Source organism: Burkholderia ubonensis subsp. mesacidophila (assembly GCF_002097715.1).
Classification (GTDB): Bacteria; Pseudomonadota; Gammaproteobacteria; order Burkholderiales; family Burkholderiaceae; genus Burkholderia; species Burkholderia mesacidophila.
Window position 1 is genome coordinate 1876260 of the sequence record NZ_CP020738.1, and the last position, 19991, is coordinate 1896250.

At 69.6% G+C, this 19991-nt stretch carries 16 protein-coding genes; 3 read left to right on the forward strand and 13 right to left on the reverse strand.

Translation table 11 applies throughout. The features are described 5' to 3' along the window. Positions 1–1182, reverse strand: coding sequence for an acyl-CoA dehydrogenase family protein (locus B7P44_RS25835; RefSeq protein WP_084908770.1), 1182 nt, complete (start codon positions 1180–1182; stop codon positions 1–3). An 11-nt stretch (positions 1183–1193) separates the two neighbouring features. Next, on the reverse strand, positions 1194–2747 hold the full coding sequence (locus tag B7P44_RS25840) for an AMP-binding protein (RefSeq protein WP_084908771.1): 1554 nt from the start codon (positions 2745–2747) through the stop codon (positions 1194–1196). 102 nt (positions 2748–2849) lie between these two features. On the opposite strand from B7P44_RS25840, the gene B7P44_RS25845 reads away from it, so the two are divergent. Both B7P44_RS25845 and B7P44_RS25850 read left to right on the forward strand, forming a co-directional pair. Then, positions 2850–3740 (forward strand): LysR family transcriptional regulator, encoded by an 891-nt coding sequence (locus B7P44_RS25845; RefSeq protein ID WP_084908772.1) that lies wholly within the window; start codon positions 2850–2852, stop codon positions 3738–3740. Between the two features lie 348 nt (positions 3741–4088). Further along, on the forward strand, positions 4089–4544 hold the full coding sequence (locus tag B7P44_RS25850) for a CHRD domain-containing protein (RefSeq protein ID WP_167389825.1): 456 nt from the start codon (positions 4089–4091) through the stop codon (positions 4542–4544). A gap of 141 nt (positions 4545–4685) precedes the next feature. On the opposite strand, the gene B7P44_RS25855 is transcribed toward B7P44_RS25850, so the two are convergent. Then, a complete protein-coding gene (locus B7P44_RS25855) occupies positions 4686–7439 on the reverse strand; it encodes a UPF0182 family membrane protein (protein WP_084908774.1) in 2754 nt (917 codons plus the stop codon). 218 nt (positions 7440–7657) lie between these two features. Here B7P44_RS25855 and B7P44_RS25860 point away from each other — a divergent pair, with 218 nt between their 5' ends. Then, on the forward strand, positions 7658–8077 hold the full coding sequence (locus B7P44_RS25860; RefSeq protein ID WP_084908775.1) for a DUF1810 domain-containing protein: 420 nt from the start codon (positions 7658–7660) through the stop codon (positions 8075–8077). Positions 8078–8111: 34 nt separating this feature from the next. Here the strand turns inward: B7P44_RS25860 and B7P44_RS25865 are convergent, their stop codons facing one another. From B7P44_RS25865 to sbnA, 10 genes are all read right to left on the reverse strand, one after another. Beyond that, positions 8112–8564 (reverse strand): hypothetical protein, encoded by a 453-nt coding sequence (locus B7P44_RS25865; RefSeq protein ID WP_167389826.1) that lies wholly within the window; start codon positions 8562–8564, stop codon positions 8112–8114. Between the two features lie 242 nt (positions 8565–8806). Then, positions 8807–9223, reverse strand: coding sequence for a ParB N-terminal domain-containing protein (locus B7P44_RS25870; protein ID WP_084908777.1), 417 nt, complete (start codon positions 9221–9223; stop codon positions 8807–8809). Beyond that, positions 9220–10458 carry a type III PLP-dependent enzyme gene (locus B7P44_RS25875; RefSeq protein ID WP_084908778.1) on the reverse strand — a complete coding sequence of 413 codons (1239 nt, stop codon included), beginning with the start codon at positions 10456–10458 and terminating at the stop codon, positions 9220–9222. Before B7P44_RS25875 ends, B7P44_RS25870 begins: the two co-directional genes overlap by 4 nt. Further along, on the reverse strand, positions 10455–11252 hold the full coding sequence (locus B7P44_RS25880) for an HpcH/HpaI aldolase family protein (protein ID WP_084908779.1): 798 nt from the start codon (positions 11250–11252) through the stop codon (positions 10455–10457). The genes B7P44_RS25875 and B7P44_RS25880 overlap by 4 nt, the downstream gene beginning before the upstream one ends. After that, positions 11249–13018 carry an IucA/IucC family protein gene (locus B7P44_RS25885; protein WP_084908780.1) on the reverse strand — a complete coding sequence of 590 codons (1770 nt, stop codon included), beginning with the start codon at positions 13016–13018 and terminating at the stop codon, positions 11249–11251. The genes B7P44_RS25880 and B7P44_RS25885 overlap by 4 nt, the downstream gene beginning before the upstream one ends. Continuing rightward, complete coding sequence (locus tag B7P44_RS25890) at positions 13015–14853, reverse strand: IucA/IucC family protein (RefSeq protein ID WP_084908781.1); 1839 nt, start codon at positions 14851–14853, stop codon at positions 13015–13017. Before B7P44_RS25890 ends, B7P44_RS25885 begins: the two co-directional genes overlap by 4 nt. A 5-nt stretch (positions 14854–14858) precedes the next feature. Next, positions 14859–16061 carry an MFS transporter gene (locus B7P44_RS25895; protein ID WP_084908782.1) on the reverse strand — a complete coding sequence of 401 codons (1203 nt, stop codon included), beginning with the start codon at positions 16059–16061 and terminating at the stop codon, positions 14859–14861. Beyond that, positions 16058–17917: an IucA/IucC family protein gene (locus tag B7P44_RS25900; RefSeq protein WP_084908783.1), complete on the reverse strand. Its 1860-nt coding sequence runs from the start codon at positions 17915–17917 to the stop codon at positions 16058–16060. Before B7P44_RS25900 ends, B7P44_RS25895 begins: the two co-directional genes overlap by 4 nt. Beyond that, on the reverse strand, positions 17914–18933 hold the full coding sequence (gene sbnB / locus B7P44_RS25905; protein ID WP_084908784.1) for a 2,3-diaminopropionate biosynthesis protein SbnB: 1020 nt from the start codon (positions 18931–18933) through the stop codon (positions 17914–17916). Before sbnB ends, B7P44_RS25900 begins: the two co-directional genes overlap by 4 nt. Before the next feature lies 1 nt (position 18934). Further along, positions 18935–19948, reverse strand: coding sequence for a 2,3-diaminopropionate biosynthesis protein SbnA (gene sbnA / locus B7P44_RS25910; RefSeq protein WP_084908785.1), 1014 nt, complete (start codon positions 19946–19948; stop codon positions 18935–18937). Positions 19949–19991 lie beyond the last annotated feature (43 nt).

The window sequence follows — 19991 nt, forward strand, 5'->3', positions numbered from 1 at the left end:
TCACGCTCCCGCGCCCGATGGCTCGAGGATCGCCTTCGCGATCGTGTTGCGCTGAATCTCGCTCGTGCCGGTCAGGATCCGGAACATCCGCAGCTTGCGGAACGTCTGCTCGACCGGGTGACCGCGCGTCACGCCGACGTTGCCGTGGATCTGCACGGCCTTGTCCGCGACTTCGAAGCAACGCTCCGACACGTAAAGCTTGCACGCGGCGGCCGTCATCCGCAGGTCCGCGCCCGCGTCGGCGAGCGCGGCGGTGTGTGCGATCATGCTTTCGCACGCCCACAGCGCGGCGGCCATGTCGGCGAGCATGTGCTGGATCGCCTGGAAGCGCGCGATCGGCCCGCCGAACTGCCGGCGCGTGCGCGCATAGTCGAGCGACGCTTCGTAGGCCGACATCGCGAGGCCGAGCATCGTCGGGCAATGCAGCAGCCGGTTCACGTTGATGCGCGACATCCCGAGCCGGAAGCCGTTGCCGACACCGCCGAACACGTTTTCGCGCGGCACACGCACATTGTCGAAGCGGATGTCCGCGTCGATGTGCTGGCCCGACATCGGCACGTATTCGTGCTCGACGCTCACGCCCGGCAGGTCGAGATCGACCAGCACCGCGGTGATCTGCGGCGGCGTCGCCAACGCGTCGGTCACGCACATCACGATCGCGAAATCGGCGAACGGCGCGCCGCTGATGTAGTGCTTCGTACCGTTCAGGACCAGCATGTCGCCGTCCTCGACCGCGGTCGTGCGAATGCTCATCGCATCCGAGCCCGAATGCGGCTCGGTCAGCGCAAAGCAGGTCGACTTGTCGCCGCGCATCACCGGCTTGAAGTAGCGATCGAGCTGCGCGGGCGTCGCGTACTTCAGCATGTTGCCGACGCGCGGCGGCCCGCCCAGCTCGCCGAGCACGTGCGGCGCGAGCGCCGCGCCCGATGCGGCGAGGTCCGCCTTCAGCGCACACAGCTCGACGATCGACAGGCCCTTGCCGCCGATCGCGACAGGCAGGCTCGCCGTATAGAAGCCGAGCTCGGCCGAGCGCCGCCACACGCGGCGCAGCACATCGCGCGGCCACGCGTCCTCGGAGCCGAGACCGAGCTCGCGCTCGATCGGCCGCAATTCGTCGTCGACGAAGCGGCGCACGTCGCTACGCAGCGTCGCGAATTCCGGGCGATCCAGATGATCGAACATGGGCATCCCCTTCAGTTGACGCGTCGCGCGACGCCGTGCCAGTACTGTTCGCGAACGAGCTTGCGGGCGATCTTGCCGCTCGCGTTCTTCGGCAGGTCCGCGACGAAATCGACGGAGCGCGGCAGCTTGTAGTCGGCGAGCCGTGCGCGGCAGTGCGCGACGAGGTCGCCGGCCAGTGCGTCGCGGCCCGGCTTCAGCACCACGACCGCCTTCACCGTCTCGCCCCACTTGTCGTCGGGCACGCCGACGACGCACGCTTCGAGCACGTCCGCGTGCTGGTACAGCGTGGCCTCGACTTCGGTCGGGTACACGTTGAAGCCGCCCGAGATGATCATGTCGTTCTTGCGGTCGACGAGGTAGATGAAGCCCTCGCGGTCGATGCACGCGAGATCGCCGGTATGCAGCCAGCCGTCGACCAGCACGTCGCGCGTCAGCTCGGGCGCATTCCAGTACCCCTGGAACACGTCCGCGCCGCGAATCACGATCTCGCCGATCGCGTCGCCTTCGACCTCGCGGCCTTGCGCATCGACGACCCGCACCTCGGTCTCGCCGAACGGCCGGCCGCATGACGCGAGCCGCGCGCGGTCGCGCAGCAGCGCATGCGCGTGATCGGCGATGCCGAGGCGCGTGACGCCCGACGTCGATTCGCTCGCACCATAGCCTTGCGACAGCACCGGCCCGATGCGCGACCACGCCTCCTCGATGCGCGCCGGCGCCATCGGCGCCGCGCCATAGCCGAGCACCTTCAGGCTGCGCAGGTCCGCGCCCACGAGATCGGGTTCGTTCAGCACCATGTTGATCATCGCCGGCACCATGAACGCGTGCGTGATCCGCAGCCGCGCGACCTCGGCGAGGAAATGCGCGGGATCGAACGCGTCGAACAGTACGAGCGTCGCGCCGCAGAACAGGTACGGCTGCATCAGCATCCCCGACGCATGCGTGACCGGTCCGATCAGCGCAAGCCGGTCGCCGGGCTGCGCGGGGCGATCCATCCCGAGCACGATCTTGCGCAGCGACGCGAGCCGGTTGCCGTAGCTCTGCATCGCGGCCTTGATCCGGCCCGTCGAGCCAGACGAGAAATGCAGCACCGCGAGATCGTCGGGCGCGGGGGCGTAATCGGGCGTGGTGGCGCTCGCCTGCGCGAGCAGCGTTTCATAGTCGAGATAGCCGTCGACCGCGTCGTCGAGCGACACGAACCGCTCGACCGACCGGAAGCCCGGCGAATCGGGCGTGTAGTGCGTGTAGCCGCGCCCGCCGATGAACGCGGCCGGCGTGCAGTTGCCGACAACGTCCGCCGCCTCGGCGGCCGTGAAGCGCGGGTTCAGCGCGGCCTTGACGAGGCCCGCCTTGTACAGCGCGCACTCGATCTCGACGAGCTCGATGCAGTTGCGCGCCTGCACGGCAATCCGTGCGCCGGGCGCGAAGCCGAGCCCGCGCAACGCGTTCGCGAGCCGCGACGAACGCTCGTCGAGCTGGCGGTAGGTGATGCCGCGGTCGCGGTGAAGGACGGCGGGCTGGTCGCCCCAGTAGCGGGCCGCGCGCCGCAGGAAGTAGGCAAAGCTCAATCGGATTCTCCGTAGTCCAGCAGTGCCGCCAGTCTGTAAGATGTGCAGGCATCACCGCAATGCAGTGATGGCTATAAAGGCATAACCAAGAGGAATTCCCTGATGGAGACGCGCGACCTGGAATACCTGCTGGCCGTGGAGCGGCACGGCAGCATCGGCAAGGCGGCCGACGCACTGGGCCTGAGCCAGCCCGCACTGACGAAGGCGATGCAGCGGCTGGAGGCGCAAGTCGGCGTGACGCTGTTCGACCGCACCGCGAACGGAATGGCGCCGACGCCGGCCGGCGCGCAGTTCATCGCCCGCGCGCGCCGCATCGCGCTCGAGTACGACGACGCGATGAAAGAGATGCGTGCGATCAGCGGCGGCGAACAGGGGCTGGTCCGGATCGGTTATTCGCCGACGGTGCCGAACGGGCTCGTGCTCGGCGCGTGCCGGCAACTGATCCGCGAGCGGCCGGCCGCCCGGCTGCGCCTGCGGCGGCGGCTCGCGCGCGATCTGCTCGATCTGCTGGCGGCCGGCGAGCTCGACCTGGTCGTCGCGCCGGAACCGCAACAGACGCGCGACGCGCTCACGATCGTCGAGCTGTTCCGCGACCGGCTGTCGGTCCTCGCGGACGACGCGCACCCGCTGCAGCGCAAGCGCGGCCTCACGCTCGCCGATCTTGCCGAACAGGAATGGCTGCTGCCCGAAACGACGATTCCGGTGCGCCGGCAGATCGACGACGCGTTCCGCACGCGCAAGCTCGCGGGGCCGCGCCTGCGCATCGAAACGGATTTCGGCAGCACGGCGCTGATCCAGCTATTGCGCGGCACGCAACTGCTGTGTGTCGGCGGCACCGAGGCGCTCGACATGCTGGCAGGTGTGCGCGCGCTCGACTTGCGGCCCGGAGAGCTTGAATTGCGCAGGCGCATCGGCGCGATTCACCGCACGGACGCCTACGTGTCGCCGCTGGCGCACCGGATGATTGCGTTGCTGCAGGAGCACGTAAGATAGCGACGCCTGACAATACGACCAGGGCCTGTTCACGCCGGTCAACGTGATGAACACGACCCAGACCTGATCGGCTCGGGCTTCGAAGTGAGCACAGGGCGCCTCCATGGCGCCCTGTGAACCACCCTGGGTCGGGTGGACGCGCAACGACTTGTCATCGCACCGCAGGCAAACCGGACTGGCTGACCTAGAATGGTTTTCGGGCTTTGTCCCTTTCTCGCGTTCGTGCCATCGCTGCGGCAAAGCCTGCATTTCCCTTTCCACGTGTTCTTGCTTCCGGTTCTCTCGCCCCGGTCGAACGACGGCGAAGGGTCGCCGTCCGGCCCGGCGGAACCGGATCGGAGATTGCAGATGCCTACTTCAATGTCGCGACGGGCCTCCGTGGTACTCGCCGGGCTTGCGTGCGCGGGATCGATGACGCTCGCGCAGGCGGCGCCGATGTCGTTTTCCGTGCCGCTTGCCGGCTCGCAGGAAGTCCCGCCCGTCCAGACCCAGGGCACGGGCAAGGCCGACCTGACCTACGATCCGGACACCCGGGTCGTCACGTGGACGGTCGCCTTCAACGGCCTGTCGAGCGCCGCCACGATGGCGCACTTCCACGGCCCGGCTCCGGTCGGCAAGAATGCGTCGCCCCTGATCTGGCTGTCGAAGAAGGGCGCGATGTCGGCCGAGAGCCCGCTCACCGGCGAGGTGACGCTGTCGCCGTCCGACGCCCAGGCGTTCCTGGCCGGCAACCTGTACGTCAACGTGCATACCAAGGATTACCCGGCCGGTGAAATCCGCGGTCAGGTGGTGCCGCCGAAGTGAAGCTGAAAGGCAACTGACGGCCGCCGCCCGGAGATACGTCGCGAGCAACCCGACGGTGACGGCCGCCGCAATGAGGAACAGCAGCGCCCGTCCCGCCTGCGCCGGCCGCGGCACAGGAATCGCGCATTCGACGCGCGCCGCTCACTTGCGCGTTCCGGCATGCCCGCTCCCCATCGATTCGAGCAGCGGCCGCAGCGCGTCGAGCTCGGCGCCGAAGCCGGCCCAGTCGCCCGCCTTCAGCCGTTCGAGCGCGCGCTCGTAATGCGCGAGGGCTTCGCGGGCGCGCGCATCCGCCGCCCCCGGGGGCGGCGCGGCCGCCGGCGCCGTTTCCTTGAACAGCGCCGCGAGCGCCGCGCTCAACGTGTCCTCCATCACGACGCGCTCGCCATACGCGGCGATCACGCGCTTCAGTTCCGGCAGTTGCCCGGACGCCGCACGCAAATAGAGCGGCGAAACGTAGAGGATCGAGTGCTCGATCGGCACGACGACGAGATGGCCACGAATCACGCGCGAGCCCATCTGGTTCCACAGCGAGATCTGCTGCGAGATCTCGGTGCTCTGCTGGATCCGCGCCTCGATCTGGAACGGCCCGTAGACGAGCTTGTCCTTCGGGAACGTATAGACGATCAGCTTGCCGTACTCGGGCGGATCGCAACGCGCCGCCAGCCACGCGATCATGTTCTCGCGCTGGCTCGGCACCATCGGCAGCATCAGCACGAACTCGGCGCCCGTGTCGCCCGGCAGGCGCATCATCGTGTAGTACGGCGCCATCCGCGTGCCCGCGGCATCGCCGCCGTCGATATCGCTCAGCTCGCGCGGGAACTGCCACAGATCCTCGCGGTTGTAGAAGACTTCCGGCGCATCCATGTGGTACGCGCGGTACAGGTTCGCCTGGATCAGGAACAGGTCCTCCGGGTAGCGGACATGCTGCCGAAGGTCCTGCGGCATCGCCGCAAGCGGCTTGAACATGCCGGGGAAGATGCGCTGCCAGGTCCGCACGAGCGGGTCGCCCGGATCGCTGACATAGAAGTCGACCGTGCCGTTGTACGCGTCGACCGCCACCTTGACCGCGTTGCGGATGTAGTTGTCGCCGTCGCCGACGCCCGGCGGCGCATACGGGAACCAGCGGCTGGTCGTGTAGGCATCCTGGATCCAGAACACGCGCCCATTGCTCACGACCGGATACGGATCGTGGTCGAGCGACAGGAAAGGCGCGATCGTTCGGATCCGGTCGCGGATGTTGCGATGGAACAGCATCCGGCTGTCTTGCGTGACGTAGCGGGTCAGCAGGATGTTGGGATCGTCGAACTGCCACGCGAACAGGCTGCGCCGCGCGAGGCCGCCGATCGCGACGCCGTCGCGCCCGCCGTACGTCGTGTAAACGTTGCCATCCCCTTTCGGGTAGTCGAATTCGGGCACGCTGCCCTTCACGATCACATAGCCCTGCTCGCCTTCGCCGAAATAGACGCGCGGCTCGCTGATCGCCGGCCCGCCGTCGGCGACGGGCGGAATGTCCCGCAGATACAGCGAAGGCAGGCCTTCCGCGGATTTCTCGGTGACCGGCGACATCACGACGCCGTTGCCGTGCGTGAACAGCAGGTGCAGGTTCACCCAGGTCCGCGCGTTCCCGGCGAGCATCGCCGGCTCCAGTTCGCGCGCCGACACCATCACCTGCCGGTAGCCGGACGCGAGCGCGTAGCGGTCGATATCGACGGAGAAGAACTTGTAGTAGGTGCGGATTTCCTGCAGCTGCGCGTAGGTATCCATCAGCGGCTGCGTGTCCCACAGCCGGATGTTGTCGATGGTCGCGCGATTGGCCTCGAGCGCCGCGGGATTCAGCCCCTGCCCGGCGTCGAACGGCTGGACCGCGATCCGGGTGAGACCGTAGGCCTGCCGCGTCAGCGCGATGTTGTGCGCGAGATACGGCGTCTCGAGCTGCAGTTCGCTCGGCTTCACGTAGAAGCGCTCGAACAGCGCGGGATAGACGACCCCGAGCACGAACCCGCCGCCGAACACCAGCAGCGCGGCGGCGGCCGGCAGCCGATAGCCGGGCCGGCGCAGGTTGACCACCAACGCGGCCGCCGCCGCGATCGCCACGCCGATGAGCAGCCACAGCACCGGCAGCACGACGTGGACGTCGGTATAGCCGGCGCCGACCACGACGTCGTTGTTGTCGTAGAGCAGCAGGAAGCGGTCCAGCCACCACGACCACGCCTTCAGCAGGAACAGAAGCGCCAGCAGCGCCGAACCGTGAACCGCGGCGGCTGACGAAATCCCTTTCGGCGCCCGCAGCGCGAGGTCGCCGCGCAGCCAGTAGACGGCGCCCGCGACGAGCGCGCTACAGACGAGCAGTTGCAGCAGCCAGTTCCTGACCGCGATCCACGCCGGCAACGAGAACAGGTAGAAGCCGATGTCCTTGCCGAAGATCGGATCGCGTTCGCCGAACGGCACCTGATGAAAAAAGCGCAGCGCGACCGGCCAGTTCGACATCTCGTTGCCGGCGATCGCCAGCGCCAGCACGACCGCGGCGACCACAATCACGAAACGCCACGGAATGCGCGCCAGGATCTGCCCGGCCATCGCCCTGACGGCCTCCTCCGCGCGCGTCGACAACGCCTCTTCCACCTGCCAGATCTCGATGCGCGTCGCGTAACGATGCGCGAGCAGGCCCGACGCGGCGATCGTCGCGGCCGATGCGGCGAACGCCACGACGAACAGCAGCACCCGGGTGAGCAGGATCGTCCAGAACACGCTCGCGTAGCCGACCGAAGCAAACCACAGCCAGTCGACCAGCACGCCGGTGACGCGCCCGACGGCGATCAGGCCGGCGACGACGATCGCGGCGGCGATCGCATAACGTCTGACGCGTGACGCGGAAGTCGCTTGCGGGCGCATCGAGGCTCCTTTGCCGGCCCGTCACACGTGGCCGGCCGCGACCGGTCCGTGGTGCGCGGCTCATCCGCCAGGATCGCGGCTGGCCGGATTCTTCATGCTACGCCTGTCGCCGGCGCGCGGCCATCCGGCGGGACGCGGGGCGCATTTGCATGCCCTCCGGACCCGGATCACAATGAACGTCGGCGCGGCGGGCCGCGCCGGGATGGACGGAGGGAGACATGGACGATCCCTATGACCTTCAACGCTTTGTCGACGCGCAGGAGCCGGTGTATGCGCAGGTCTGCGACGAACTGCGCAGCGGCCGCAAGCGCAGTCACTGGATGTGGTTCGTCTTTCCGCAGATCGAAGGGCTCGGCGACAGCGTCATGGCGCAGCGGTACGCGATCGCGTCATTGAACGAAGCCGACGCGTATCTTCGGCATCCGGTGCTCGGCGCACGGCTGCGCGAATGCACGCGGCTCGTCAACCACGTCGACGGCCGCTCGATCCAGGAGATTTTCGGCTATCCGGACTATCTGAAATTCCGGTCGTCGGTCACGCTGTTCGCGCATGCGACCTCAGAGAATGCGGTGTTCGTCGAAGCGCTCGAAAAATACTACGGCGGCGAAGCCGATCACGGCACGCTGGCGCGGATCTAGGCCGCGCGCCGTCAGGCGTCGGCCGCGACACGTGTTACGCCGCGCACTGCTCCGTCTCGCCCGCGGCGTCGCGCGACCTGCCCAGATACGCGTCGACCCGTTCGGCGACCTGCGCCACCGTCGCGCGCGGCGCAAGCCGCAACTGGCGATCGTAGAGCGCCAGCAGCCCGGCGATCGCGCCCGATGCCTCATCGCTCGCCGGCGCACAGGTGCCGGCCACGGCGGCGGCCGGATCGCACCGGTTGATCGCGTCCTGGGCCGCGTCGAACGTCGCGCGGCGCTCGCGATCGTCGCTCACCCCCGCCTCCAGCAGGAAGTGCGTCGCGACGAGCGCGTGCGTCAGCACGGTCAGCGTATGGCCATCGCCCCGGCCGGAACGGAGCGTGCACAACGCCATATAGCATTCGAGCGCGATCCTGTCCCGCTCCGCGGCGGGGATGGGCAGCAGATCGCCCTTGGTTCGAATGGCGGTCTTCAACGGTCTCATGTGAACTGAATGGCGGGCGCTCAAACGTTTGCGATAGCCGGTGATAACGGCAGGTACGCCCCATAGCTTTAGGGTCGGCTTTACCCTGGGCAGGACGTGCCCGATTCGGCTTCCCGCCGTGGCTGGCCAACGCCGGAATCGCATGCCGGCCAAGGCTCGCGCCGCGCGGCAGGACCGTGTCCCTTCCCCCCGGCGGGATGAACCTCGACCAGGCGCCGGCCCGGTCGGGCGACGCTGGACGGTCAGCAACCGGACATCACGTCGCCGCGGCACAGGACCAGGGAAATATTGCAGTTCGGAATCGGCGACGGAAATAGATGCCGTGTCGTCTTCTGCGGATAGAGCCGCCCGCCGCGCGCACGCGCGACGATCTCCTCCGGCGTGACGACGAAGCCGTCGCGCGACGCCACCACCTCGACCTGCCGGTACTCGAGCCGCAACGCCGGAATGCGCGAGAGCCCGAGCGCGTGCGCCGCCGCAAGACGGTGATGACCATCCATCACCGCGAAGCTGTCGCGTTCGAGAATGATCGGCACCCGCCACAAGCCGCTGTACTGCATCGCGCGGGCCAGTTCCGCCGCGTGCGCGTGGTCGTGCTCCTCGTTCGGCAGGATCGCCGCCGTTGAGACGAATTCGATCGGCAACGCGGCCAGCTTCATGCTTGCCCCCCCGGAATCGGCTGCGCATCGCGCGCCGGCTCGACGAACACCCGTTCGGGATGCGGATGGCTCAGGAAGTCATGATGCGAGATGTGCCAGCCGTACGCGCCCGCCAGCCGGAACACGATCCGGTCCCCCACGCGCAGGCGCTCGACCGCCACATCGCGCGCGAGCACGTCCTTCGGCGTGCACAGCTCGCCGCACAGCGTCACGGCGCCGCGCTCGAGCGACGGCCGCGCGAACGCATAGGGCCACGCGTCGTTCGGCACGATCGAGAACGGATGGTCGTGCTGCCACGACGCGGGCAGGCGGAAATGATGGGTGCCGCCCCGCAGCACGGCGAAGTGCTTGCCGTGATTGCGCTTGAGGTCGACGACTTCGGTGACGTAGTAGCCGCAGTCGGCCGCGATGAAGCGCCCGCATTCGAACACGATCCGGCAACCCGCATCGGCGTCCGCCAGCACCCCGCTCAACCCGGCGCAAAAGCGCGGCCAATCGAAGCCGCGCGACGGGTCGGCATAGTTCACGCCGATCCCGCCGCCGACGTTGAGCGTCTCCAGCGCCAGCCCGTGCTCGCGGCGCAACCGGCTCGCGAGCGACAGGTAATGCCGCATCAACGCAAGATGCGAGTCCGCGTCCAGGTTGTTCGACAGCGCGTGCACGTGCAGCCCGGCCAGCTCCACGGCGGGCAGCGTGCGGGCGAGCGCGATCGCGTCCGGCAGCGCATCCTCCTCGATGCCGAACTGCGTCGGCTGCCCGCCCATCGTCAGCGTGCCCCGCGGCCGCCGGTCGTCGCGGTCGGCCGCGAGCGAGTTCGGGTTCACGCGCAGCAGCACCCGCGCGCGCCGGCCCATGCGCGCCGCGACCGCATCGAGCCGTTGCAGCTGCAGCGGGCTCTCGACATGGAACAGCTCGACGTTGCTCGCGAGCGCGCCTTCGAGTTCGGCGTCGGTCTTGCCAGGCCCGCCGAATACGATCCGTGCGTGCGGCCCGACGTCACGCGCGCGGACCACCTCGCCGAGCGAAGCCACTTCGTAGCCCGCGACGACGCCGTCGAGCGTGCGCAGCACCTGCGCATCGCTGTTCGCCTTGATCGCGTAGAACAGCTCGCAGCCTGACGGCAGCAGCGCGACCAGCCCGGCCGTGCGCACGCGCAAATGCGCGAGATCGTAGAGATAGGCGCAGACGGGCGACGCCGCGCCGTCGAGATAGCGTTCGATCAATGTCCGATTCATCGTGGATTTCCGTGAAAGTCTTGCAAACAGGCGCGCAGCTGCGCGGCCATCGCGCGTCGCGCGATCCCGCGATCGTCTCCGCCGATCGCGAGGCGGACGCCGGCGCGATGCATCGCGGCGATTTCGTCCGCATTGCGCGGCAGCGCGCAAAAGGTCTTGCCGTGCGCGCGCGCGGCCGCCTCGATGCGCGCGAGCGCGTCACGCACGTCGGCATGCCCGGTCTGCCAAGGCACGCCGAAGTCCTGCGACAGGTCCGCCGCGCCGCCCAGCAGCACGTCGACGCCGTCGACCGATGCGATCTCGTCGAGCGCATCGAGCCCGTCGCGGTCTTCGATCATTGCGACGACCAGCGTGTCGGCCGCTGCGCGCTGGAGCGCCAGCGCGAGATCGTCGCGGCCGAATCCGCTCGCACCGGTCGCGTTCAGGCCGCGCTGCCCGAGCGGCGCGTAATGGGCGAAGCGCACCGCCTCGCGCGCGTCGTGCGCCGAGCGCACGCGCGGGATGACGACGCCCTGCGCGCCCGCATCCAGCACCGGCACGATCTGATGAAGCGCGGCGACCCGCACGAGCGGCGCGGCGCCGCTCGCCCGGGCGGCCAGCAGCATCGCGCCCAGCGTTGCACCGTCGATCAGCGTGTGCTCGAGGTCAATCACGACGAAGTCGTATCCCGCGGCCGCGATCAATTCGACGGTCAGCGGCGCGGGCGTCGAGCAGAACAGGCCGACCAGCGGCGGCCCGCCGGTGTCGCGCAGGCGCACCTTCAGCGAGCATGACGGCATGGCGGGCGCGTTCATGCGTACTCCGGCTGCGCGAGCGGATTCGCCGTGGCGCGCGTCCGCAAACGGATTTCCGGCAGGAAGCGGCGGCTCGCGAGCAGCTCGATCTCCATCGTCTCGGCAAAGCAGTCGAACAGCGCGAAGCGTTCCGCCAGATCCGGGCAGCGCACCTGATAGTCGTGAATCGCGCGCGCGACGATCGCCCAGAACTCGGCCTCGTCCAGATCGAAGTGGCGCGAGAAGAACCACGCGATCTCCGCCAGGTTGACGAAGAACAGCGCATCGCAGGTGAAATCGCGCAATTCGTCGGCATCGTCGGTCTCGATGAACGAATTCGGGTTGACGCGCGCATGTTCGGCGGGCGGCGCATTCAGCGCCGGCGGCGCGACCGACAGCCATTGCTTCGAGTAGCGCACGCCGTCGTGGAAGTCCTTCAGCGCGACGCGCGTCGGCCATCCGTCGGCGTGCAGCAGCACCATGTTCTGCGCATGGGACTCGAGCGCGGTGCCGTTGCGCCACAACAGATGGAGTACCGGCAGCCATGCCCGCTCCACGAGCCGGCGCACCCATGCCCGCGCGCCGTATCGGGCGACCCAGTCGGCAATGAGCGGCCGGCCGTCCGCGTCGACGTGCGTGATCGCGGTCACCGGCAGCGCCGCCTCGTCCGCGTGCAAGTGCCGATGCACGCTGTCCCGCCAGATGCACCCGAGCGCGCCATACTGCCCCGCCACCGGAGCGGGCGGCACGTAGGCGACGCCGGCAACTTCCTTGAGCATCACGGGGCGCGCGAGCGGTTCCGGCCAGTCCGTGCGTGCGACGAGATCGTCGAGCCAGTCGCTCATCGGAGCGGCGTTGGAGACGGTATGCGGCGCGAGCACCCGCGACGTCGACGTATTGACGAGGTTCATCGCGAGCTTGAGCGACGGCGCGTCGAGCCGATCCACGTTGGCGAGCGTGCGAATCGACTGCTGGGGGCGATAGCGGTCGGCAAGCGGCCCGACCGGCACCAGGTCGCGTCGCGCGAACGCGTGGTGGCAGCCGGTCTCGGCGATCGCGCTCCACTGCCACGGATGCACCGGAAGCGGCAGATAGTCGGCCGGTTCCAGGCCGCGTTGCGCGAGCTGCACGTCGAACGCGGCCCGCTCCTCCGGCGACAGCAGATGGCGCGGATCGCGCGCGGCGACATCCCGGCTCGCGCTCGACCGGCACTGCTCCCGGTGCACCGCGACGAGCAGCGGAACCACGCCGGGCGAGCATTCCGGCGCGTAATGCGCGTTGTCGTCGAGCGTGAACCCGATGCGCGACTTGTACCCCGGATGGTACGGATGCGCACCGGTCAACGCCGACTCGATCTCGTCGTAACCGGCGCTCCGCAGCAGCCGCCCGGCCTGCGCGACGCGGGTCTGCGCATCCTTCACATGCGTCGCCGCCAGCTCGGCGCCGAATTGTGCGAGACGCACCGGATCGGCGCCCAATTGCGGCCCCAGCTCCGCGACGACCCGGGCGACGTCGTCGGCATCGGCCTCGACGCCGCGATGAGTCCTCCGAACCGGCGACACGATGCGGACCCGGCCGAACGACACGGTGCGGCGGGCGCTGCACCGATAGAACACCGGCTCGCCGTCCGCGCCGGTTGCCGGAATCGACAACGTCTCGCCCGACCACGCGACGTCCGGCAGCGCGCGTTCGAACAGGAGCGCCTCGAGCAGCTGACGCACGACCCGTTGTCCGGCATCGCGATAGGCGGCGCTGCCGAGCAGCGCCTCGAATGCGGAGAACTTCATGCGCGCACCTCCTCGACTGCCAGCGGATTGGGAATCTCGACCCAGGCCGGCGCCTCGCCGTGCCGGCCGAAACAGCTCAGCATGTTCGCCTTCGCCGGCAGCGTCGCCCGGCTGCGCACGTCGTCCAGCAGCGCGGCGACGGCCGGATCGGGGTCGCGCGACCAGGCCTCGGCGGTCACGCGCCACAGCAGCGCTTCGTCGCCGTAGCCCGAGCGCGCCGCGCTCGCGATGACATGTCCGACGTGATTGACGAGCACGTAGTAGAGAAAGCGCTTCCATGCGTCTTCGTCGCGGTAGAGCGCGGGGCTGTCGGCGGACAGGCACGCCGGATCGATGCAACGCGTGCGGCTGATGCTCGCCCCTTCCATGTCGCGCACGTAGCCGCGCACGGGCCAGCCGTCGCGAAACGCGACCATCGCGTTCTGCAGGTGCGCCTCGAGGCTCACGCCGTAACGGGCGAACAGGCGCAACAGCGGCAGCAGCGTGACGTCCAGATAGCGCGTCCACCACGCGGCGACGCGGTCGCCGCCGGGAGCCGTCCCGAGCGCGTCGCGCAGCAGCATCGCGAGCGGCGGCTCGCCTTCGGCCGGCTCCTCGAGCACGGTCGCCAGCACTTGCGCATCGTCGCCGATGCCATCGCGCATGCCGTCGCGATAGAGAACGGCCGTGCTGGCGCGCAATGCGCCATCGTCCGTCGCCAGCGACGCGCACGCGCCGTCAAGCAGGATCTCGAACGCATCGGACGCCCGGCTGTCGGCGGGCAGTGCGGCGATGTAGCGGCTTGCGTCCAGTGCGCGGGCCACCTGCTCGGGCGGGTTGTTGCGCACGAAATTCGTGATCCGGACGTCGAGCGGCAGCTTCAGGAACCGTCGCTGCACGGGCAGCCAGACCGTCCGAACCGACGACGTGGGCCACGCCACTTCGCCGAGCGGGCCGAGCGAGATCAGCTCGCGGCGCGCGAGCAGCGCGCGGATCGTGTCCTGCTGCAACAGGTAATCCGCCTGCCACGGATGGCACGGCAGCAGCCGGTATTCGCTGTCGCCGAGCAACGCGGCCGCCGCATGCATCGCGTCGGGATCGATCGGCGGCTGTGCACCGTGGATCGAATGCGTGTCGAGCCAGTTCGTCGCGACCGCGAAGTAATGCAGCCTGAACGACGCGCCAAGCTCGGGCGCGAATGCCTGCATGTCGGTCTCGGCAAACCCCTCCGATGCCTTCGACGTCACATGGAACACATGACCGAAGCACAGCGACTGTTCCGCGCGGACGAACGCCGAGCCGGCCTGCTCCGCACGCCGCGCGTGGTAGTAACGCACGCGCTCGACGCTGTTGCCCATCAGCATCGCGAACCGCGCCGGCCATGCGGGATCGCCCGACGGCAAGCGGCGTTCGAGCGACCGTGCGATGCGCTCGGTCAGCGCGTCGACGCCATCGAACGGCGCCGCGCCGCCGTCGGGCAGCTGCATGGCCGCGCACGGCGCCAGCCGGTGAAATCCGATCGGCGAGAAGTAGTCGAGCGCAACGTACAGGCGGGCCCCGTCATCCGGAAACGTGACCGCCGCGACGTCGAGCCCCGCGTCGCGCCAGCCCTGCACGACGGTGCGCAAGTCGTGCGCGAGACCGGCATCCGCGTCATGCGGGGTGCGCGGGTCGAAATGGCCGGTCTCGCGACAGTACGTGTTGAAGTACTGCTCGAGCAGGCGTCGATCGAGCGAGGACAGGCCGGCAATGGCGTCTTGCGGCGCACCGACGCGACACGTCGCGTGCGACGCCTGGGCTGCTTGCAGCGCGGCGTTGCGCGCCGGCGACGCGGGCCGTGGAGAGGAAAACAGCATGGCTCTTACCTCGAATCGGAAACGGAAAAAGGACGGCCGACCGGCGCGGAGCACGCGACCGCAGCCGCCGTGACGAACATCGCCGCGGTCAGCCAAAGGGTCGCGGCGGGGCCGGCAAACGGAAGGAAGACGAGCACGGCGAGCGGCCCGAGCAACTGCCCGAGCACCATCGCACTCTTCGATACGACGGTCGCGCGGCTGCGCAGCGCGGGCGGCGCCGCCCGGCAACAGAGCAGCAACGCCGACTGCGCCAGTGCCGCATAGCAGGCGCCCTGCGCGATGCGCAACGCGCCGATCTGCCACAGCTGCGACGTGAGCGGCATCAGCGCGAGCACCGCGGCGCATGCCAGCGCGGCCGCGACGAAGTGGCGCGCCGGGTTGCCGCGATCGTTTCGCGCGCCCCACCACGGCCCGGCCACGAGCGTCGCCGCCCAGCCGAGCGCATGCAGCACCCCGGTCTTGCTCGCGATCGATGCGGTGCCGGCAAGCCGCATGTCGACGAACAGCGCGAACACGTTGACGAGCGCGAAGGCGCCGGCCTGCGTCAGCGCGCCGGCGACGAGCCAGCGCAGCAGGACCGGATCGGCAAGCCACGCACGACGTGCTCGCGCGTCGCCTGCGTCGTCGGTCGCCGCACGCCCGTCCGGCTCGCGCAGGCCGAGTGCCAGCACGAGCAGCGCGACGCCCGTGCAGATCGCCACCCCGAGCAACAGCGGCCGCACCGACCAGTGATCCTGCAACACGCCGCCGAGCACCGGCCCCGCCAGCGCGCCCGCCGCGACCGCGGACTCCTGCCAGCCGAGCGAGCGCCCCTGGGCCGCCGGGTCGCTGACGCGCGCGATGAACGCCGTGATGATCACGCCGACCGTGCTGGCGCCTTGCAGCAGGCGTCCGGCCACGAACGTCACGACGTCGTGCGACACCGCCATCGTCGTCATGCTCGCGACGAACAGCGCGAGCGCGAGCAGCAGCGCGCGCCGATACCCGAACCGCTCGCACCATCGCCCCGCGAAAGGCGCGCAGAGCAGCGCGCCGACGCCGGGAGCCGCCAGCGCGATGCTCGTCCAGCGTGCCGCGTCGAGGCCGGCACCGCCGCCCAGGTCATGCAGGTAGAACGGCATGATCGGCACGAGCACCATCAGCCCGAGCGTGATCACGCCCTGACAGCCGACCAGCGTCGCGACCGCGACATTCGGGCGACGCGTCATGGGCGCGGCTCCGTGCGCGGCGGGCGGGCGCCGCGCAGCGGATTGGGTATCGCGCCGATCCCGCTCGGCATCCCGGTGCCGAGCGTCGCGCGCGCGGCCAGCGGCGCGAGCAGCTGCTTGAATGGCCATCGGGGCGCGTCGAACAGCGCATGCTCGATACGCGCGTGTGCCGGCGACGCGCCGAACACGCTTTCGAGGGTGTCGCGCAGCACCTGTTCGACGATGCGCCACCCGGTTGCCTCGTCGTCGCCGTGACGCTCCGCGAGCGCCGCGATGATCGCGTACAGGTTGACCTCGATCGCGAGGGTCTGGAAATACGCGAGCAATGCGTCCGGCTGGTCGAGGATCAGCGTGTTCGGCGTGCCGCGGTCGATCGCGTAGTCGGGCGTCTCGATACCGGCCCCGGCCATCGCGGACGGGCAGATCCGCAGCGTGTCGTGATCGCGCAGCACGATGCCCCGCGGCCCGTTCGCGTCGACCCGCAGCAGCACGTTCTGGCCGTGCAGCTCGGGCATCACGCCGCGCGCGAAGCAGCGCAAGCCGAGCCCGATCAGCAGGCGCGCGATGCGCTCGAACATCCGCCATGCGCGTTCGCTCGCGGCTTCGGCCAACGCGTCGGCTTCGATCGCGCCGCACAGCGTGTCGAATGCGGGCAGGCGCGCGTCGGTCGTCGAGGCCGCGCAGGCGGCCATCGGCAGCAGCCAGCCGTCGCCGTCGGGGTAGCGCCGCAGCACGCACGCCAGTTCGCCCTGCTCGCCGATCAATGTCCCGTCCGTGCCGAGCGCCCACCACGCGCGCTCGTCGCACAGTTCGAGGTGCGCGCCGAGCCACGCGTCGCGTGCGCAAAGCGCGCGCAGGCAACGCTCTGCCAGCACCGCGTTGTGCAGATAGCGCGGCGGCATCACGCGCGACGCGCCCAGCGCCTGCACGCTCAGCGACAGCTTCAGGTGCACCCGTTCGCCCGCGCCGATGCCGAGCGTGCGCAGCGACGCGGTCGGCCGCGCCGTGCCGGGCCCGGCCCCGAGGTCGACGCAGCGCGCCGCCAGCGGCGGATGCTGCCGTTGCAGATGGTCCCATTGCCACGGATGGACCGGCAGCCACAGCGCGGCCGGATCGATGCCGCGCTCGCCCGCACGCCGCGCGAGCTCGGCGCACGCGTCCGCATCCAGCACCGCGCGGGCGACCGGCTGGGGATCGGCATCGGCAGGCGCGTGCGTGCCGGCGTCGCCGGACCACAGCGCGTCGCGCGGAACCGCGACCCAGTGCAGCGCAATCCGCCCCGCTTCCACCTCGTACGCATCGCCCGGGCTGCCGGGCCAGACCTTCGCGCGCGCAAGCGGATGAAACGGCCGGTCGCGCAGGCAGCAGATCGCCTCCCACGCCATCAGGCTGCGCGGCGCGCCCGCGAGCTCGGCCAGCCAGCGCGCCTGCGCGGCAAACGTCTTGGCGATCTGGCGCTCCGCCAGCGCGAACAACTGCGCGAGGCGCGCGTTGTACGCGGGCCACCCGTGCGCGCGCTGCAGCGCATCGAGCGTCTGCGCGGCGCTCAGCGGCCGCCGCCCCGTTGCGCTCGCGATGCACACGGCTGCCCCCGTCCTCGCGAGCCGCAGCGCTCGCAGGCCGTGCAGCCGCACGCCGCGCCACTGCAGCGTCGCGCCGCCGCCGAGCGCCAGCGAAAGCGTGTCGCTGCCGTCGTCGCCGTCCAGCCAGCGCGTGCGATCGCGAAAGCCGTACAGATCCTCCAGCCACAGCGCGTCGAGCAGATCCTGCGCGAGCAGCCGGTCGACGCCGTCGTGCCGCGCCACCGGATCGTCCGGCATCGACGGCCGGCCGGTTCGGGTCTCGACGCCCGTCATAGCAGCGGCAACCGCGTGCCCACGCCCTGCTCGGTCGCGAGGCGATAGAAGTGGCGTGCGCAGACCATGTCGTCCAGCGCCATGCCCATCGGATTGAGCAGGATGATCTCGTCGTCGCGCTCGCGCCCCGGACGCTCGCCGATCACGATCTCGCCCAGCTCCGCGTGCAGGCGCTCGCGGCTGAAACGCCCTTCGAGCACCAGCTGGTTGATGATCTTCTTCTCGCGATTCGACTGGTCCCAGTCGTCGACGATCACCTTGTCCGCCTTCTCGTAGACCTCCTTGTGCACGTCCATGATCGATACGTTGCAGACGAACGCGCCGCGCTTGAGCCATGCGTACTCGAGATACGGCGTGTCGGTGACCGTGCAGGTCACGATCACGTCGGCCGCGCGCACCGCCAGCTCCGCGCTCGCCATTTCCTCGCACGCGACGTGCGGAAAGCGCGCCGTCAGTTCGCGGCTGAACGCGCGCATCGCGTCGCCCGACAGGTCGAACAGGTGCACGCGGCGGATGCCGGGGAACTGCTCGAGCAGCGTCTGCATCTGCATCCTCGCGATCGGGCCGCAGCCGATGCACGCGACGTCCGCGAAGCCCGCACGCGCGAGATGCCGCGTCGCCACCGCGCTGATCGCGGCGGTCCGCATCCCGCTGATCAGCCCGCCTTCCATGATCGCGACCGGATAGTTCGTGTCGGCGTCGTTCAGAACGATCACCGCGCTCGCGCGCTCGAGCCCGAAGCGGGACGGGTTGTGCTGCCGGCTGCCGATCCATTTCAGCCCGGCGATGGGGTCGTTGCCGCCCACGTAGCACGGCATCGCAATGATCCGGTCGGCGATGTGATCCGCGCCGGGCCAGCGCAGATACGGCTTCAGCGGCTGCACGAACGCGCGCCGCGCGTGCAGCGCCAGCCCGTCGGCAATCGCGTCGACGTAAGGCTGCGAGCGATCGCCGCCGAGGGCGATCAGGTCCTGGCGGCCGAGGTAGAGCAGGCCGGGATGGGTGGAATGGGTCATGTCAGTGAACCTCTTCGAGAACAGTTGAAGAAAGCGGCGCGGCGTCCGGCCGGACGCCGGTGACGCGCGCGGCCGCCACCCGGGCGAGCCAGTCGTCGTCGTAGACGCTGTCGAGATAGCGCTCCCCGCGATCGGGCAGCAGCGTGACGATGCGCAGCGGACGCATCGCGCGCGCGAGCAGGCGCTCGATCGCGACGACCACGGCGCCGGACGATCCGCCGGCGAAGATGCCTTCGCGGTCGAGCAGCCGCCGGCATCCCATCGCCGCGTCGTAATCGTCGACATGCTCGACCGCATTGATGTCGTCCCGGCACAGCAGCTCCGGCACGCGGCTGGCGCCGATGCCGGGCAATTCGCGCGGGCCCGGCTGCGCGCCGAACAGCACGGAACCGACCGCGTCGACGGCCACGACCCTCAGATCGGGCCAATCCTGCCGCAGGCGGCGCGCGATGCCGAGCACGGTGCCCGACGTACTGACGCCGAGCACGAGCAGGTCGGCCGGCCGATCGAGCGCGCGGGCGATCTCGTCGCCCTCGCCGTGGAAGTGGCTTTCCCAGTTGCGCGGATTGCCGTACTGATTGATCCACACGGCGCCTGCGTCCGCGGCGAGCATCTCCTGCACGCGCGCGATGCGCGTCTCGAGATAGCCGCCCTGGCTGTCCTTGCGCGTGACCTGCTCGATGCCCGCGCCGTAGCAGCGCAGGATCTTCAGGTTGGTCGGCGAGATCTTCGGGTCGACGACCGCGGTAAAGCGCAAGCCCTTCAGCCGGCAGACCATCGCCAGCGCGATCGCGAGGTTCCCGGACGAACTCTCGATCACGTGCGCGCCGGGCGCGATCGTGCCGTCGGCGAGACCGCGCTCGACGATGTAGCGGGCCGGACGGTCCTTGATGCTGCCCGCCGGGTTCAGCATTTCCAGCTTGGCGAAGACTTCGGCATGGTGCCCTGCGTACAGACGGTCGAGCCGCACGAGCGGCGTGCCGCCTACGCAGTCGACGATGCTTTTGCCGATCATCACTCCCTCCCTATCGAGGATTGGCGAAAATTGAATGAGATTG

What these genes read in the sequence shown, in the direction of transcription:
- B7P44_RS25835 (WP_084908770.1), bottom strand. Translation starts at nt 1,182, where the DNA reads ATGTTCGATCATCTGGATCGCCCGGAATTCGCGACGCTGCGTAGCGAC.
- B7P44_RS25845 (WP_084908772.1), top strand. Translation starts at nt 2,850, where the DNA reads ATGGAGACGCGCGACCTGGAATACCTGCTGGCCGTGGAGCGGCACGGC.
- B7P44_RS25850 (WP_167389825.1), top strand. Translation starts at nt 4,089, where the DNA reads ATGCCTACTTCAATGTCGCGACGGGCCTCCGTGGTACTCGCCGGGCTT.
- B7P44_RS25855 (WP_084908774.1), bottom strand. Translation starts at nt 7,439, where the DNA reads ATGCGCCCGCAAGCGACTTCCGCGTCACGCGTCAGACGTTATGCGATC.
- B7P44_RS25860 (WP_084908775.1), top strand. Translation starts at nt 7,658, where the DNA reads ATGGACGATCCCTATGACCTTCAACGCTTTGTCGACGCGCAGGAGCCG.
- B7P44_RS25865 (WP_167389826.1), bottom strand. Translation starts at nt 8,564, where the DNA reads ATGAGACCGTTGAAGACCGCCATTCGAACCAAGGGCGATCTGCTGCCC.
- B7P44_RS25870 (WP_084908777.1), bottom strand. Translation starts at nt 9,223, where the DNA reads ATGAAGCTGGCCGCGTTGCCGATCGAATTCGTCTCAACGGCGGCGATC.
- B7P44_RS25875 (WP_084908778.1), bottom strand. Translation starts at nt 10,458, where the DNA reads ATGAATCGGACATTGATCGAACGCTATCTCGACGGCGCGGCGTCGCCC.
- B7P44_RS25880 (WP_084908779.1), bottom strand. Translation starts at nt 11,252, where the DNA reads ATGAACGCGCCCGCCATGCCGTCATGCTCGCTGAAGGTGCGCCTGCGC.
- B7P44_RS25885 (WP_084908780.1), bottom strand. Translation starts at nt 13,018, where the DNA reads ATGAAGTTCTCCGCATTCGAGGCGCTGCTCGGCAGCGCCGCCTATCGC.
- B7P44_RS25890 (WP_084908781.1), bottom strand. Translation starts at nt 14,853, where the DNA reads ATGCTGTTTTCCTCTCCACGGCCCGCGTCGCCGGCGCGCAACGCCGCG.
- B7P44_RS25895 (WP_084908782.1), bottom strand. Translation starts at nt 16,061, where the DNA reads ATGACGCGTCGCCCGAATGTCGCGGTCGCGACGCTGGTCGGCTGTCAG.
- B7P44_RS25900 (WP_084908783.1), bottom strand. Translation starts at nt 17,917, where the DNA reads ATGACGGGCGTCGAGACCCGAACCGGCCGGCCGTCGATGCCGGACGAT.
- sbnB (WP_084908784.1), bottom strand. Translation starts at nt 18,933, where the DNA reads ATGACCCATTCCACCCATCCCGGCCTGCTCTACCTCGGCCGCCAGGAC.
- sbnA (WP_084908785.1), bottom strand. Translation starts at nt 19,948, where the DNA reads ATGATCGGCAAAAGCATCGTCGACTGCGTAGGCGGCACGCCGCTCGTG.